Source organism: Stenotrophomonas sp. 14P6.2.3 (assembly GCF_057799055.1).
Map to the genome: position 1 here is coordinate 162,463 of NZ_JBYOLA010000003.1, position 16,425 is coordinate 178,887.

General features: G+C 65.3%; 12 protein-coding genes. 1 reads left to right on the forward strand and 11 read right to left on the reverse strand.

All coding sequences use genetic code 11. The features are described 5' to 3' along the window. Positions 1 to 47 precede the first annotated feature (47 nt). From AC27VL_RS04255 to AC27VL_RS04305, 11 genes are all read right to left on the reverse strand, one after another. Entirely contained in the window at positions 48 to 851 is an 804-nt protein-coding gene (locus AC27VL_RS04255; protein ID WP_089239348.1) for a DUF4198 domain-containing protein, read from the reverse strand. A gap of 116 nt (positions 852 to 967) precedes the next feature. After that, complete coding sequence (locus tag AC27VL_RS04260; RefSeq protein ID WP_032975835.1) at positions 968 to 1,486, reverse strand: DUF2271 domain-containing protein; 519 nt, start codon at positions 1,484 to 1,486, stop codon at positions 968 to 970. Positions 1,487 to 1,527: 41 nt separating this feature from the next. Then, positions 1,528 to 2,166: a PepSY-associated TM helix domain-containing protein gene (locus AC27VL_RS04265; protein ID WP_488765611.1), complete on the reverse strand. Its 639-nt coding sequence runs from the start codon at positions 2,164 to 2,166 to the stop codon at positions 1,528 to 1,530. A 197-nt stretch (positions 2,167 to 2,363) separates the two neighbouring features. Further along, complete coding sequence (locus AC27VL_RS04270) at positions 2,364 to 4,784, reverse strand: TonB-dependent receptor domain-containing protein (protein WP_488765612.1); 2,421 nt, start codon at positions 4,782 to 4,784, stop codon at positions 2,364 to 2,366. 148 nt (positions 4,785 to 4,932) lie between these two features. After that, positions 4,933 to 5,328: a hypothetical protein gene (locus AC27VL_RS04275; protein ID WP_488765614.1), complete on the reverse strand. Its 396-nt coding sequence runs from the start codon at positions 5,326 to 5,328 to the stop codon at positions 4,933 to 4,935. Between the two features lie 172 nt (positions 5,329 to 5,500). Beyond that, positions 5,501 to 6,178, reverse strand: a complete 678-nt coding sequence (locus AC27VL_RS04280) for a Fe2+-dependent dioxygenase (protein ID WP_482996027.1) — start codon at positions 6,176 to 6,178, stop codon at positions 5,501 to 5,503. A 10-nt stretch (positions 6,179 to 6,188) separates the two neighbouring features. Next, positions 6,189 to 6,908 carry a tetratricopeptide repeat protein gene (locus AC27VL_RS04285; RefSeq protein ID WP_488765615.1) on the reverse strand — a complete coding sequence of 240 codons (720 nt, stop codon included), beginning with the start codon at positions 6,906 to 6,908 and terminating at the stop codon, positions 6,189 to 6,191. Between the two features lie 70 nt (positions 6,909 to 6,978). Then, on the reverse strand, positions 6,979 to 9,261 hold the full coding sequence (locus AC27VL_RS04290; protein WP_488765616.1) for a TonB-dependent receptor: 2,283 nt from the start codon (positions 9,259 to 9,261) through the stop codon (positions 6,979 to 6,981). 154 nt (positions 9,262 to 9,415) lie between these two features. Further along, complete coding sequence (locus tag AC27VL_RS04295; RefSeq protein WP_488765617.1) at positions 9,416 to 9,823, reverse strand: hypothetical protein; 408 nt, start codon at positions 9,821 to 9,823, stop codon at positions 9,416 to 9,418. Between the two features lie 161 nt (positions 9,824 to 9,984). Then, the gene (locus AC27VL_RS04300; RefSeq protein ID WP_088101588.1) at positions 9,985 to 10,317 is read right to left on the reverse strand and encodes a non-heme iron oxygenase ferredoxin subunit; all 333 of its coding nucleotides are present in this window, start codon (positions 10,315 to 10,317) and stop codon (positions 9,985 to 9,987) included. Then, positions 10,314 to 10,853: a GNAT family N-acetyltransferase gene (locus AC27VL_RS04305; protein WP_488765619.1), complete on the reverse strand. Its 540-nt coding sequence runs from the start codon at positions 10,851 to 10,853 to the stop codon at positions 10,314 to 10,316. The genes AC27VL_RS04300 and AC27VL_RS04305 overlap by 4 nt, the downstream gene beginning before the upstream one ends. A gap of 240 nt (positions 10,854 to 11,093) precedes the next feature. On the opposite strand from AC27VL_RS04305, the gene AC27VL_RS04310 reads away from it, so the two are divergent. Continuing rightward, on the forward strand, positions 11,094 to 16,424 hold the full coding sequence (locus tag AC27VL_RS04310; protein ID WP_488765620.1) for a wall-associated protein: 5,331 nt from the start codon (positions 11,094 to 11,096) through the stop codon (positions 16,422 to 16,424). The last annotated feature ends 1 nt before the right edge of the window (position 16,425 follow it).

A 16,425-nucleotide genomic window follows, 5' to 3' on the forward strand; every position in this document is an offset into this window, starting at 1 on the left:
GTGGCAGGCTGCGATACCCGGGCGCGCCGGGTATCGCAGCGATGCGTTTACTGCGGCAGTACTTCCAGCGTGGCGACGTAGCTGAGGCGACGCTTGGCGGCTTGCTTGACCGACGTCTTCTTGTCCTCGGTGCCGGTTTCCAGCCAGTACATGCCGGCTTCCGGCCAGGTCACCTTGATCTCGCCCTTGGCGTCGCTGGTCAGTTTCTGCTCGTCCTGAGCATTGCGGTAGCGGGTGCCACCGCGCACGATCTCGAACTCCAGGCCCGCAGTCGGTTTGCCGTCGACCAGTACGCGGAAGGTGGCTTCTTCGCCGGCAAACAGGTCGTTCGGGTGGCCGACGGCCACCAGTTCGATGCCGCGGTTGGTCGGCTTCAGCGCGGTGTCGTTCGGCGCGCCGTTGGTGACGAAGGTCTCCACGCGGCCGACCGACTGGCTCACTTCCAGCTTCTTTGCATCCTTGGGCAGTTCGCCGAAGGTGGCGGCGGTGCCGCGCCAGCGCTTGCGCTCGCCATTCAGTTCATAGGTTGCCGACAGGCCGTCGTTGACCGAGGCGATGCGGTAGGTGCCCTGCTGTTTCAGTTCGACGTCGAACACGCTGCGGTACTTGCCGGTGGACGCGTTCTGCGCCTGCACGGTGCTGCCGTCCGGGGCGGTGATCACCACCGATTCCAGGCGCAGCGGCACGTGGTTGAAATAGAACAGGTCATTGGAGACCGCACCATCGACGGTGATCCACGGTGCGTTGCCGGCGATCACGGTCTGCGAGGGCAGCAGCCAGGCCTTGTGGGCCAGGGCAGAGAAGGGAAGGGCAGCGGCCAGAGCGGCGGCGAGGACGAGCGTGCGCTTCATGCGGAAGACTCCAGTTGGAAGGGGTCGGATCCCTTTCCAAAGGAAAGGGCTCTGACCCCGAGGATATGGCGATGGGGTCAGAGCCCTTCCTGCGGAAGGGATCCGACCCCGCTTGATCAAGGCTTGACGGCGAGGGTGACCTGGCCCAGTTCGGTGGCGCCCTGCGCGCGGCCGTTCTGTGCGGCGGTGGCCGGCCAGGTGAAGGGGATCTTCAGCAGTTCACGGCCGCCGACTTCGCGCACCGCTTCCACCACCAGGGTGTAGTTGCCCGGGGCCAGCTGCTTCAGCGCCGGCTGCTTGTCGTTGAACGACAGCGCGTGCTTGCCGGCGGGACGGGTCGGGCCGGTCACGCCGTCCACCGGCACCTGCAGGGTGCGACCGCTCTTGCGCCACCACTGGCGCAGGTCGGGCAGCCACTTGGTGCCATGGCCTTCGCTGTTGCTGGTCTGCTGGTACCAGACCGACAGGTTGGCGGCGACCTTCTGGTCGGCGCCTTCCAGCCACACTGCCACATACGGGCGGTGGTACTCGGCCACGTTGAGCTTGGGTACTTCGACGTTGATGTCGAGGGTGGTGGCGTAGGCCGGTGAGGTGGCCAGCAGGCCGCTGAGGGCGATGGTCAGGGTGACGCGCATGGGGCGGCTCCGGAGAAACGGATGGAAATCACGGTGGAAGTTCAATGGATCAGCAGCAGGGCGATCAGCAGCGGAATCATCAGGCCCAGGCCGACCAGCGGCCAGGTCATGCGTCGCTGCCGCGCATGCAGGTGCAGCAGGAACAGACCGGTGATGCAGAACACCAGGCAGGCCACGGCGAACACGTCCAGGAACCAGCCCCACGCGGGGCCGGCATTGCGGCCCTTGTGCAGGTCGTTGAGGTAGGACACCGCGCCGCGCGAGGTCGATTCGTACTCGACTGCGCCGGTTTCGCGGTCGATGCTCAGCCAGGCGTCGCCGCCGGGGCGTGGCAGCGACAGGTAGATTTCCTCGGCCGACCATTCGGCGGGTCGGCCGCCGATGGAAATGCCCAGCTGCTCGTCCAGCCATTGCCGGGCCGGGCGCGGGATCGGCGCGTTGCCGTCCTCGCGTGTGCCGAGCTGGACGCGCACGTCGGCCGGCAGTTCCAGATGCTGGTTCTGCACCTGTGGCTTGGCTTCGATCTTCGCCGCGTGATTCAGCGTGAGCCCGGTCACCGCGAACAGCAGCATGCCGATCAGGCAGACCGCCGAGCTGATCCAGTGCCACTGGTGCAGGGTACGCAGCCAGAAGCCGCGGCTCTGTTGCTGCTGCACGGTGGAAGATGCGGGACGGCTCACGGCACGGTTCGGGACGGATGAATACTGGGCATTACATCATTGATGAGAATTGCTCGCAATTAGATGTCGTTGTGTATCTCTGACGGGGTAGTGCGGACAGGTAGATCCACGCCATGCGTGGATGGAGCGCCGACCAAGGTCGGCATCTACCAGGTCAGGGCGATGCCGGCCAGCGGCCGGCACTACCGGTCGCGGTCTCAGAACTTCGCGTTGAGCGAGATCCAGTAGCTGCGGCGCTGGTCCTTGGTGGCGTAGTCGTCCACGCAGTTGTATTCGCTGGGGCTGGTCAGCAGGCACGACTGCGAGACGAAGTTCTTGTCGAACAGGTTGTTAACCCGCGCGTTGACCGTCAGCCACTGCGTCGCCTTCCAGCTGCCACCGAGGTGGAAGATGGTGTAGTCCTCGTAGTAGCGGGTGTGGCTGGCACCGGCGGCATCGAGGATCGTGTCGCGATAGCGGTCGTAGCGGCCTTCGCCGATCAACGACAGGCTGATCGCATCGTTGAGCTGCCAGTTGAGGCTGGCGTTGGCCATGTGCTTGGCCGGCATGGTACCGGTGATCGGCAGGCCCTTGCCGGAACCGGCGGTCTGCTCGCTTTTGGTCCAGGTGTAGTTGCCGCGCAGCTGCAGGTTGTCCAGCAGGTCGACGTGGCCGGCCAGTTCCACGCCGCGCGTTTCGGCCTTGTCGATGTTCACGCTCTGGGTGAAGGTGCTGTAGCCCAGCGAGGCCCAGCCCGGGCCGATATCCACGCAGTAGCCACTGCCGGCTGGTGCGACCTCACAGTTGGGGAACGTGCCGCCGCTGGCGATCTTGTCTTCGAACTTGTTGATGAAACCGGTGACGTTGAAGCCCCAGCGCTGGCCCTCGTAGTACGCAGCCAGCTCGTAGTTGGTGCTGGTTTCCGGCTTCAGGTTGGGCGAACCCACCAGCGGCAGCACGCCCTGGCCACCGAAGCCGGTGATGCCGGGGAACAGCTGGTCCGGCCGCGGGGTCTTATAGCCGGTGCTGACGCCGCCCTTGAAGGTCCAGGCATCGGTCGCGTTCCAGACCAGGTAGCCGCGCGGGCTGAGGTGGCTGCCGAAGATGTTGTGGTCGTCGTAGCGCAGGCCGAAGGTGGCGGTCAGGGTGTCGGTCAGCGACCAGTTGTCCTCGGCGAACAACGCCCACATGCGGTGCTTCTGCTTGGTGTTGCTGCGGTAGCCGGCACCGTCCATGCCGAACACGCCGTCCACCATGTCGGTGTCGTTGTACTGGCCGCCCACGGTCAGCTTGTGCGCGCCGAAGTCCAGGTCGAGCATCGTGTCCAGCACGTAGCCTTCCAGCTCCATGGTGCGCAGCGGACGCGGCAGGAACGCCTGCAGGCGTGCCTGTTCGCTGGCGTTGAGTGCGCCCAGCGCGTTGTTGCGGCCGGCGGCACAGTTGTTGGCGGCACCGGTGCGGCGGCAGACGTCGTTCCACAGGGTCTGCAGGCCGGCGCGCTCGTCCAGGGTCAACGGCAGCGAGCGGCCGAGGTTGCTGCTCTTGCTGTGGGTCAGCGAGGTCTGCCAGGTGCCGAAGCTGTAGCGACCCTGATGGGTCAGCGAGAGCTGGTCGCGCTCATAGCGCTGGTAGGCGGTGTAGCCCACGCGCGGCTGCACCACGCGGCGGGTGACGGTGCCGTTGCCATTCGGGTTCGGGACCACCGCGTTGCCCACGCGCCACAGGCTGGCCAGGCTGTCGAGCGTGCCGGTCTGGCCCTCGCTGTTGTCGTACTTCTGGCGAGAGACGTCATAGTCCAGCCACAGCTCGTGGTCGTCGTTGACGTGGAAGTTCAGGCGCACGCCGGTGTTCCAGTTGGTGTTGGCCACCGACTTGCCGCCGCCACCAAAACCGATGCTGCGCTCCCACAGCGTGCCGTCGGGCAGGGGCAGTGCATCCCATTCGGGATTGGATGCCTTGGCGTCGTAGTAGCTGCCGCGCACGGCCAGGCCGAGGCGATCCTTGACCAGTGGCCCGCTCAGGTACAGGTCGGTGCTGCGCGCATCGCCGAACTGATCGTCCTGCTGCACGGTGAAGCCCTGGGTGACCGCGCCGTGCCAGCTGTCCTGGTTGCGGCGGGTGATGATGTTGATGACGCCGCCCATCGCATCCGAGCCGTACAGCGTGGACATCGGGCCACGCACCACTTCAATGCGCTCGATCGCATCCAGCGGCGGCAGGTAGGCGAACTGGCCACCACCGAAGTTGTTCGGATACAGCTGGCCGGCGTTGCTCTGGCGACGGCCGTCGATCAGCACCAGGGTGTATTCGGACGGCAGGCCGCGCATGGAGATGGTGGCGCGGCCGTTCTTGTCGGTGGCTTCGAGGCCGACGTCGATGCCCTCGACGTCGCGCAGGGCGTCGACCAGGCTGGTGTAGGGGCGCTTGCTCAGCTCTTCGCGGCTGACCACGCTGATGCTGGCCGGTGCATCGACCACCTTCTGCTCGAAGCCAGCGGCGGTGACCACCACCTTGTCGAGGGTCTGGGGTGCGCCGGAAGCGTCGCCATGGGCGTAGGCGGGAGCCGCGACGGCGGCCAGCACGGCGCTGGTCAACAGATGGCGGGACAGGGACGAACGGACACGATGGCGCTGGGCCATGGCAGATACCTCGAAGGATGTAAGGCAGCGCGATGCCGGGCGCGGAGCGCGCGCGGCAGGGCAGGGATGGCCCGGTCAGGGGCGGCAGAGGTGAAGCAGGCTGCGGCGAGCCGGTGCAACCGCTCAGGCGGTCACAGCGTGCCGTGGATCAGGCGAGCGGCGGCGCCTGGCCGCGTTGCTGGCGACGCCCGGGCGCATCGGTCCAGGGCATGTCTGGTGCGGCCAACGGCCAGTGCGAACGCGCGTCGGACGGAGCCGACGCGGAGGGAGCCAGATCAAGTTCGGTACGCAGCCAGTGGCTGGCCAACAGCAGTGGCGGCGCCGGCTTGTCAGTGGACTTGGCCGGTGCCGATGCGCAGCGCCGCAGCTTGGCCGGCGCTTCTTCCTGCAGGGGGGCTTCGCCGCCGCGCTCTTCCAGCGGTTGCTGCAGCGCCTGGGTTGCAGCCGCATGGGCCACCGGCAGCAGCGGCAGGGTGCCCAGCAACAGCGTCAACATCGCCACCCACGCCAGCAGGCTGGCCAGCGCAGGCCGACGGCCGCGCATGGCGGTGCCGAGCTGTACAAGCCGAAGCGGGCGAGGGCGGAACGGGCGACGCAAGCGGAAATCCCTGGCTGGCCGGAACATCCGGCGTCAACGGGGCGTGATTGTAATGAGACCCGTTAGCCGTTGCAAATGAGAATGATTGCCAAGTTGTCGCAGGGGTGGCCTGATCGGCTCAGACCTCGCTCCAGCGTCGCAGCAGGTTGTGGTACACGCCGGTCAGCTGCAGCACCGCGTCGGCATCGCCATCGGTCTGTCGCAGGCGCTCGATGGAAGTATCCATCTCCCACAGCAGGCGCCGCTGCACGTCGTCGCGGATCATGCTCTGCACCCAGAAGAACGAGGCCACGCGCGCACCGCGGGTGACCGGGTTGACCTTGTGCAGGCTGCTGGAGGGATACACGATCAGATCACCGGCAGGCAGTTTCACTTCATGTTCGCCGTAGGTGTCGCTGATGATCAGTTCACCGCCGTCGTACTCGTCCGGGTCGGACAGGAACAGCGTGCAGGAGATGTCCGAGCGCAGCTGCTCGCCGTTGGCCAGGTTCATCACCGCGCCATCGACGTGGAAGCCGTAGGTGCCGCCGCCGCTGTAACGGTTGAAGCGCGGCGGCAGGTACTTCAGCGGCAACGCCGCGCTGAAGAACAGCGGCTGCCGGGCCAGCGCGACCAGAATGGTCTCGCCCAGTTCGCGGCGCAGCGGCGAAGCTTCCGGCAGCTGCTGGTTGTGCTTGGCCTGCGCGCCGAGGTGGCCGACAGTCTCGCGGCCATCGGTCCAGTCTGCCGCATCGAGCCTGCGGCGGATATCAGCGACCTGTTCGGCAGGAAGGATGTCGGGGATATGCAGCAGCATGCGGAAGTCCTCAGCAAGCGGACGGTGCGACCAGGGCGCGCACCTGCGGATGGGGGGAGGCGGCGAGCTCGGGCACGATATGCGCCATGAAAGCGGGACTGCCGTGCTGCAGTGCCAACCGCAGCCAATGCACCGCCTGTTCGATTTCACCGGCCTGCAGCAGGATCGAGGCGTAATTGGCCTGGCCACGGAAATCGCCAGCCTCGGCGGCGCGCTGATACCAGGCCAGCGCGGCCTGCGGATCGCGTCCGGTATCCAGTCCATCTTCCAGATGCCGGGCCAGCAGGTTCATCGACTTGGCGTGGCCCAGATGCGCCGCGCGGGTATACAGCGCCAGCGCCTGTGCGCGGTCCTGCGGCACGCCACGGCCGGTGGCCAGCAGGTTGGCCAGGTTGTACAGGCCCCAGTCCAGACCGGTGTCGGCCGCGCGCCGGTACCAGACCGCGGCAAGCGAAGGATTGGCGGCGGTGCCCTGGCCCAGCTCATGGCAGCGGCCGAGCATGTTCATCGCCATCGGCGCGCCGTTGTTGGCCGCGGTCTCGTACCAGAGCAGGGCTGCAGCGGCGTCTTCCGGCGTGCCTTTGCCTTCCATGTGCATCTGCGCCAGCAGCAGCTGCGCCTCGACCTGCCCGGCCTGTGCCGCATCGCGCACGCGCGCGAAGGCGGCCTGCGGGTCGTGCAGCAGCAGGTCTGCCAGTGCGTCGGAATCAAACGGGGGGTTGGAAGCCATGCGCGGAGTATCGCCGGAAACAAAAACGGCGGCAGGAGATCCTGCCGCCGTGTGGGTGCTGCGGGTTACATCAGAACTTCACGTTCAGTGCCAGGGTGGCCGAACGACCCGGGGCGATGCTCGCGTAGTGCGAAGCATAGGCCTTGGTGAAGTAGGTCTTGTCGGTCAGGTTCTGCACGTTCAACTGCAGGCTGATGTTGTCCTGGATCGCGTAGCTGGCCATCGCATCGAAGCGGGTGTAGCTGGGGATCCACTTGGTGTTGGCCACATCACCGTACTGCTTGTCGGAGTAGTTGGCGCCGGCGCCGACGGTCAGGCCGAACGGGAAGCGGTAGGTGGTCCACAGCGTGGCGCTGTGCTTGGCGGTGTTGGGGAACACGTTGCCGTTGTAAGGCGAGGGCACGTAGACGTTGGACGGGCAGGTGCGGCCGGACACGGCGCAGACGAAGCCGTTGTCCTTCAGTTCCGAATCCAGGTAGGTGTAGCCGCCGTACAGGCTCCAGGCATCGGTCAGCTGGCCGGTGAAGCCCAGTTCCACACCGTTGATTTCCTTCTTGCCGGCGTTCTGGCTGGTGCCGTTGTCCACGGTCACGCGTGCGTTGTCCATCACGGTGTGGAAGATCGCAGCGGTCAGGTTCAGGCGGTTGTCGAACAGGTCCCACTTGGTGCCCAGTTCGAGATTCTTGGTGTCCTGCGGCTTGAGGTCGGCCACGGCCGCGCTGAGGCCATCGGAACCATCGCCACCGTCCATGCCCGGCGGGGTGGAGGAGGTGCCGTAGGACAGGTAGATGCTGCCGTTGGCAGCCGGCTTGAAGACGATGCCGGCCTGGTAGTTCAGGAAGTCATTGTCGTTGCGCACGCGGGTCGGCGCCTTGCCGGCCACCGGGGTGGTCAGGGTGGTGGAGAAGTCGTCGTAACGCAGGCCGACGTTGATCATCCACTGCGCGTTCAGTTCGATGGTGTCGAACAGGTAGGCCGACTTGGTCTTGGTGCGCTGCTCGACGTCCAGCGCCTTGTCGCTGCGGTACACCGCATGGGTGGCCGCCCACGGATCGTTCGGGTTCGGGTTGTCGAAGCTGGTGCAGTTGTAGCCGGTGGCCGCGCCGGTGGTCGGGCACTTGCTGCTGTTGGTCAGCGGGTTGTTGGTGCCCGGGGTCATCAGGTAGCTGCCACGGGTCATCTTTTCATCGCTGTATTCCACGCCGGCGCTGTAGCTGTGCTTCAGCGCACCGGTCTGGAACGCACCGGTCAGGCTCAGCTGGTCGGCGAAGCTCTTGACGTCGACGGCGCGGCTGTTGGTACGGCGCCACAAGGTGCCGTAGTTGTTCGGGTTGCCCTGGCTGTCGTCCGGCTGGGTCCACAGGTAATCGTTGCTGGTGTTGCCCAGGCGCGCGATGTTGCGCAGCTTGTGGCCACCGAAGTCGTAGCTGCCGTCCAGGGTGCTGATGTCGGCGCGGGTGCGCTGGAAATCGCGATCCACCAGGCCGTAGTAGTTGTTGCGGTCGGGCACCATCGGGCGGCCGTCGACCCACTTCGACACCGGTGCGCCGTTCGGGTTGCCGTACGGGAAGCCGCCCGCGTCGGGCAGGTCGTCGCTCTGCATGTGGTAGTGGCTGGCGATCAGCTGCGCCGGGCCGTTCAGGCCGAACGCGATCGACGGCGCGATGCCCCAGCGGCTGACGTTGGCCGCGTCACGACCGGCGATGTCCGACTCGTGCTTCATCAGGTTCAGGCGTGCGGCGATGCCATCGGCCAGCACGTAGTTGGCATCCACGGTGCCGCGTGCGTAGCTGTCGGTACCGATGCCCATGCTGGCAGTGGTCTCGTTCTTCAGCTTCGGCGTCTTGCTGACCAGGTTGAGGCTGCCACCACCGGAGTCACGGCCGCCGTAGGCCGAGCTCGGGCCCTTGACCACTTCCACCTGCTCCAGGTCGAACACTTCGCGGGTCTGCGAACCGACGTCGCGCAGGCCATCGACGAACATGTTGCTCTGCGAGTCGAAGCCGCGGATGAAGGGGCGGTCACCGGTCGGGTTGCCACCTTCGCCGGCACCGAAGGTGATGCCAGGAACCATGCGCAGCGCATCCTGCAGGTTGGTCGCACCGGTTTCGGCGATCAGCTTTTCCGAGACGATCGAGACCGACTTCGGGGTATCCAGCAGCGCAGCGGTGAACTTCGGCGAGGAGGGGTTGAACCAGCTGCCGCGCACCTGGACCTTGTCCAGTTCGGTGGCCTGGCTGGCGCCGGCATCGTCGGCCGCCTGTGCGGCCAGCGGCGCGAAGCCGGCGGCGAGGGTGGCGGTGGCCAGTACCGAAACGCGAGGTGCGTACTTGCGGGTCTTGATGTGGGTCATGGGTAGGTCGGCGGTGGCTTGGATAGGGAATGAGCGAGGGCCGGCCAGCACGGCTGGGCGCGCGGCGACAGGCAGGAGGTGGGTTCTGTAGAGCCGAGCCATGCTCGGCTGGCCGGAAACGCAATCAGGCCCGCGGCAACGGCCGCAAGGCGCCTCAGATGGCGCGCGGTGCCGGAGGTGCGTGGCCGGGATTCAGGCGCAGCGAGGGGTCGTGCAGCTGCCAGCGCAGGGCATCGGAGTGCCACAGCGGGATATGCGCCACCAGCGCGGCACGCGGCAGGGCAGTGCCGGCGCAGGGCGTGCCACCTTCACCATCCACCGGAGGTTCCGGGGCGGGGGCGGCGTGGTGTGGGCATTCGTCGCCGGAAGGCGCCGGCAGCGGAGCGACCTGCTCGACATCGTGCAGATGCGCCTGCCAGCCAGCGTTGGCGGCGTGGCCACCGCCGCGTCCTTCGTGCAGCGCCGACCAGCCCAGCAGCAGCGTCAGCAGCGCGGCCACGAGCAGCGGCCACCCCTGACGGGCGAGCTGGCACAGCGTGGCGGAGGGCGCGGACGAAGCCATGGCGCAGGCGGGGGCATTACGAAGATGTTACGTAGGATAACATCAACGATAATGATTCGCATGTACGAGATGCGGCAGGGCGCCCGGGTGGCGCCGAAAGGCCCTGGCAGGCCCTTCAGGCTGTTCCTGTAGATCCACCCCATGGGTGGATGCCCCTGGCCTCAATCGCGGTCGTCGCGGGTCCACACCGCGTCGTGCTCGCGCTTCACCGGAAACTTCGGCACCGCGGTATAGGCCGGCGCACACAGGGCGCGGCCATCGCGCACGTCGAAGCGGGCGCCATGCAGCACGCATTCGACGCTGCCTTCGGTGGTGTTGAACTCACCCGAGGACAGTTCGAATTCCTCATGCGTGCACTGGTCTTCCAGCGCGTACAGCTCACCGTCGAGGTTGAACACTACGATCGGCGTACCGGTCACTTCGTCGAACACGCTCTTCATTTCGCCCGGCAGCAGTTCGGCGCCGGCGCAGACAAAGGTCCAGGCCTCGCTCACGCGGTGGCTCCGACCAGTGGCTTTTCCAGGATCTCGAAGCGCAGGTCGTCGCGCTTGGGGATGCCAAAGCGTTCGTCGCCATACGGGAACGGCTTCTTGATGCCGGTGCGCTGGTAACCGCGGCGCTCATAGAAGGCGATCAGTTCATCGCGCACGTCGATCACCGTCATCTGCATCACCGGCACGTTCCATTCGCGTGCGGCATGGGCTTCGGCCGCGTCCATCAGTTGCTTGCCGACGCCGCCGCCCTGCTGGGCCGGGTCGACCGAGAACATGCCGAAGTAGCCCTTGCCGTCGACGTCGGCGACGTGGGCGCAGGCCACCAGCTGGCCGTCGCGTTCGGCCAGCAGGATGGTCGAGCGCGGGCGGTCCAGGTCACCCTGGATGCCTGTGGCGTCGATGCGGGCGCCGTCCAGCAGGTCGGCTTCGGTGGTCCAGCCAACGCGGCTGGCGTCGCCACGGTAGGCCGAGGTGACCAGGGTGATCAGGGCGGGGATGTCGGCCGACGTGGCGGCGCGGAAGGTCAGGGTGCTCATGCGGGCATTTTAGGTGGCGTGGGGGCAGGCGGGGAGGTTGCTGATCCGGCTGGCTTTGCCAAGTGTGTCGGATACGCCTTGTTGACACGGCCTTCATTTTTCATTCATAAATGAACAATGCCCGCCCACCGTGTTCAAGCGTGTGGTTGTCTGCCGGAGTGGGCAACGTCCGATCTGAGCATCGACAGTGGCGCGATGTGGGCGGGGCTCTCAAGGAAGGTCGATCCAGGGAGGATCTTCATGCAAGCATGGCTCATTGCTCATCCGCGCGCGGCAAACGCCATCAAAGGCCTGCTTCTGACAGCACTGGCCTTCTGCGTACTGGCACCGGTTCCCGCCTCCGCCCAGATCGTGCCGACTTGGCGTCAGGAATATGACAAGCGCTTGAAGTACGGCGACCTGGTCGAACCCTTGAAGGGCGAGATCTTTGGTGAGCAGGTGAACCTGTATGACGGTTCGATCAGCTTCAAGGCCACGGATATTTCGATTCCGGGCAACGGCGGGCTCGCGATTTCGCTCAGCCGCAGTTACGGGGACGTCAGCGGCAGTGCAAACGACAAGGAGTATGGAAACTGGGATCTGGACATCCCATCACTTTCAGGCACATACGGAGACCAGCCCGAAACCGCGGTCGGCGGGCATTGGACACCAAGCGCACGTTGCTCGACAGTTTCCGCTCCCCCGTCGTTGGATGTCTGGAACTACAAGCATACCCAGACCATCAGTTTTGCCCCCTACACCTATTGGGAGGGAGTAAGGCTTTCACTGCCCGGCGGAGGGGGTGAAACCGTCCTTGCAGGCAGCGGAGACGCGCGCCAGCCCATGCCGCAGGTTGGCGCGGCGACGCCTTGGAATACCAAATCGGGGTGGTTCTTCTCCTGCCTCAGTTCGCTCAAGAGTGGTCAGCCGGGCCAAGGTTTCCTGGGGCACGCGCCAGACGGAACCAAGTACTACTTTGACTGGATGGTGGCGCGCGAGAACGAGTCTGCTGTTCTTCAGCCCTACGACACGATCACCCATTCCACCCTGAAGCGAAAAAAGGTCTTCCTTTATCCTTCGCAGGTCGTTGATCGTTTCGGCAACTGGGTCCGCTACGAGTGGAGTGGTGGGCGATTGGATCGAATGGTCGCCAACGATGGGCGCAGCATCAGCCTTTCCTATGATTCCTTGGGGCGCATTGCATCGGCGGCGGCATCGGGTCGAACCTGGACATATGGCTATGCTCCTACCGGTGTATTGCAGTCGGTTACTTTGCCGGATGGGACGGCATGGGGCTACAACCTGCCGCCGGTCTATGTGACGAAGAAGTACCAGGAGTACACCGGGCAGCCCGTGAGTGACTACATGGAAACCCCGGCCTTCTGCGCGAAGACGAACAAGATCGTGCAGACGGAAGTTACAGCCTCCATCACGCATCCATCCGGTGCGGTGGGAAGCTTCGTCTTCCGGCCATTCCGGCATGGGCGCAAGAACGTGCCGTTCAATTGCCAGACCTCAGGTGATGAGCAGTTGCTGGCTGATGGGTGGAATCTCACGCCCATCTATCGTGACGCGATGTCGCTGGTTGCCAAAACCATCAGTGGCCCCGGCATGCCTACGGCTCAATGGAACTATCAGTATACAAATCTGGGGTGGGAGTACGACAGAAGGGTCCACGAGGCTGGGTGGCCGATGATCCCGGTGGGGCAGGCGGAACCCAAGATAACGATTGAAACCCTGCCGGATGGGATCATCCGGACATACGAATTCGGTAAGGAAGTCGGCTATAACGATGGTCTATTGCTGTCCACGACCACCAGCTCCGGCGGCGCGGTGGTTCGCACGGAGCGCAACAACTACTACCCGGACGCGCAGCTTGCCAGCGCACCGTTCCCGCATGAGGCAGGACGGAATCTCAAATACGGCGCCAGGGAGTTGGGTGAGCACCTGAATCGCCCAGTGCAGAGCACGAACGTGAATCAGGATGGCGTGCAGTTCACTCGTACGGTGCAGAGCTTTGACGCCTTCGTCCGCGAAGTCACCGTCGTTGAGGCGAATTCCGCCGGACAGAGCCGTACCAGCACCACGACCTACTACGACAATCCGACGCTATGGTTGAATGGCCAGGCCGCGCGCAGTGTCCTCAATGGTATCGAGCAGTCGCGCACCGAGTTCGACACCGCCACTGCGTTGCCGCTGCGCGCCTACGCATTCGGCCGCCTGGCGCAGCAGGTGACCTATGCGGCCGATGGCACCGTGGCGTCGGTAGCCGATGGCCGCGGCAACACCAGCCATCTGTCAGCATGGAAACGCGGCATTCCACAGCAACTGCGGCTGCCAGCCACACCTGAAGCGCCCAACGGTGCGGTGCGCACTGTCGCCGTCGACGACAACGGTTGGATCACCTCGCTGACCGACGAGACCGGCGCAACCACCAGCTTCAGCTACGACAGCATGGGGCGCCTGCGCAGCCAGCAGTTCCCGAGCGGCGACAGCGTGAACTGGAATGGCGTGACCATGGACCTGCAGCGGCTGGGCGGTGCGCAGCTGGGGGTGCCTGCCGGCGCATGGAAACACTCCCGCACGCAGGGCGGGCGGCGCACGGATACCTATCTGGACGCCATGTTCCGGCCGGTGCTGGTGACCGAGAACGCCAACAACGTGCTGGACAGTGCCGTGGTGACCCGCTACGACACCAGTGGCAAGACGGTGTTTGCGTCGTATCCGACGCGGCAGTTCTCCGATATCAATGCTGCACTGGCTGGTACCACGACGCAGTACGACGCGTTGGGGCGCCCTGTCGTGGTCAGTCAATCGTCCGAGCTCGGTGCATTGGCCACGCGCACCGAGTACGTGGGCAACCTTTCGGTGAAGGTGACCAATCCCCGTGGCCAGTCGACCACAACACGGCACCTGGCCTATGACCAGCCGACCTACGAAATGCCCTTGGCATTGCAGCACCCGGAAGGCGTAGTGACCGAGATCCAGCGCGACGTACTCGGCAAACCGCTGGCGATCACCCGTCGCAGCGCCGACGGCAGCCAGGCGCTGACCCGCCGTTATGTCTATGACGGTTATCAGCAGCTGTGCAAGACCATTGAGCCGGAAACCGGGGCGACGGTGCAGGACTACGATGCTGCCGGCAATGTTCTGTGGTCGGCTGCCGGAACGGGTTTGACCAGCACCACCGACTGCAATCGCACCGAGGCGCTTGCCAGCGGGCGCGCGGTGAAGCGCAGCTATGACGCCGCCAACCGCCTGTCGACACTGATCTTCCCGGACGGCCGTGGAAACCAGATCTGGTCCTACACGGCGGACGGATTGCCGGTCGAAATCAGCACGCAGAACGACCCGGCCCGGCCGACGGCCGTCAACCGCTACCAGTACAACCGTCGCCGCCTGCTCAGCGGCGAAACCCTGCAACATCCGGACTTCGGCAATCTGAGCCTGGCCTATGGCTACGATGCCAACGGCACGCTGGCCAGCAACACTTACCCGGGTGGGCGTGTGGTCAGCTATGCGCCAGATGCACTGGGTCGAGCGACCACTGTCGGCGGCTATGCGAAGGAAGCCAGCTACTTCGCCAATGGCGCGCTGGCGCGTTTCGTGTATGGCAACGGAATCGTGCACACATTGACCCAGAATGCCCGCGGCCTGCCGGACCGCAGCCGCGACGCCACGGCCGCGGCTGCGGTCCTGGATGACAGCTACGACTACGACGCCGGTGGCAACGTGATGGCCATATCGGATGGCCTGCCCGGCGCGCCCGGCAATCGGGACATGACCTATGACGGATTGGACCGGCTGCGCGCGGTCACTGCGCCGGGCTTCGGCAATGCGCTGTATGAATATGATGCGCTGGACAACCTGCGTCGGGCCAAGGTCGGCAGCCGTGATCGTACGCATTACTTCGATCCGACCAACCGCTTGGTCAACGTGATCGAAACCGGCACCGGGGCAACCGTAACCGGCCTGGGCTATGACGTGCAGGGAAACCTCTCGGTGCGCAATGGTCAGACCTTCACATTTGACTACGGCAACCGGCTGCGTGCGGCAGGTACGGCAGAGAGTTATGAGTACGACGCCCATGGGCGTCGAGTGAAAGCCAGCGCAAGCGGCACGGGCGCGATCTATTCGTTCTACGACAACGGCGGCGTGCTGCGTTTCCAGCGCAACGAGCGTACCGGCAAGCAGACAGACTACCTCTACCTGTCCGGCAGTCTGGTTGCCCAGGTGCACGGTGAGGCCGCGCCCAGCGTTCCCGCGCTGAGTGCGCCGGGCTACATCACCCAGGGCAGCGTGAATCTGACCTGGAGCCTGGCTGGTGGCGCCAACCGCTACGAACTGCAGCGTGCCTTGGCGGGCACGTGGAGCAAGATCTTCGACGGCGCGGCGCAATCGTTCACCAGCACTGGCCTGGTCACGGGTACCTATCAGTTCCGGGTGCGCGGCTGTCGCGCGGTGTGCGGCGGATGGAGCAACGTTGCGTCAGTGGCTGTGGCGTTGGCGCCGTCCACGGTGCCGACCTTGAACGTGCCGGCCACGGCCTTCAATGGTAGTTACAGCGTGGGTTGGTCTGCGGCTTCCGGGGCCGAGCGTTATGAACTGGAGGAAAGCGCCAATGGCGGCGCATGGACCCAGGTGCACAACGCCATCGGCCAGTCCAAGGCCTTCAGTGGGAAGGGGGCAGGCAGCTATAGCTACCGGGTTCGGGCGTGTAATCCGGTGGGATGCACGGGATACAGCGCAACTGGTGCAGTGACGGTGGTCTATCCGCCTGCGAGTGCTCCGGGAGTATCAGCGCCGGCTCGTTCGGCGCCCGGCAGCATTGGCATCGGCTGGAACGGGATTGGCGGGGCTGACCGTTACACGTTGCAGGAAAGCACCAATGGCGGCGGTTGGGTGACGTTGGCGGACGCACACGTGGTGTCCTTTGCAACCCCCGCGCGGGGAGTGGGGAGCTACGCCTACCGCGTCGCGGCCTGCAACGGAGCAGGCTGTGGGCCATGGTCAGGGTCTGCAATGGTTGCCGTGATCGGCGCGCCGACGATCGAGCCGGTGATCAGCGCTCCGGGGCTGGTGAATGTGCCGCAGTACAGCTTCAGCTGGTCTGTGCCTGCCAACAGCGAGAGCTTCATCCTGGAGGAGAGCGCCAACGGCGGTGGTTGGACGGTGGTGCATAACGGAGGCGCGAACAGCTTTGGTGCCAGCCGTGGAAAAGGCAGCTATGCCTACCGGGTGAGAGTCTGCAACTTCGCGGGGTGCAGCCCCTACTCGGGGATTGCGACGGTTGTCGTCGCACTTCCGCCGGGAACGCCCCATTTCTATCTGGCCGAATGGCTGACCACCCGCAAGGCGCCCTATCAGGTGCAGTGCTCGGTGGGTTGGAACCAAGTGGCCGATGCCACCGAGTTCCAGCTTGAGAGCGGCGGCGGCGGCAAGCGACTGTACACCGGGCCCAAGGCTTATGTGAGCGCCAATGGTGCTGCCTACTGCGCCGGTGACTACCGCGTGCGCGCCTGCAATGCAGGCGGCTGCTCGCCATGGTCAGCCGATCATCCCGTCACCCAAGGTGTACTGAGCTGGGACTAAG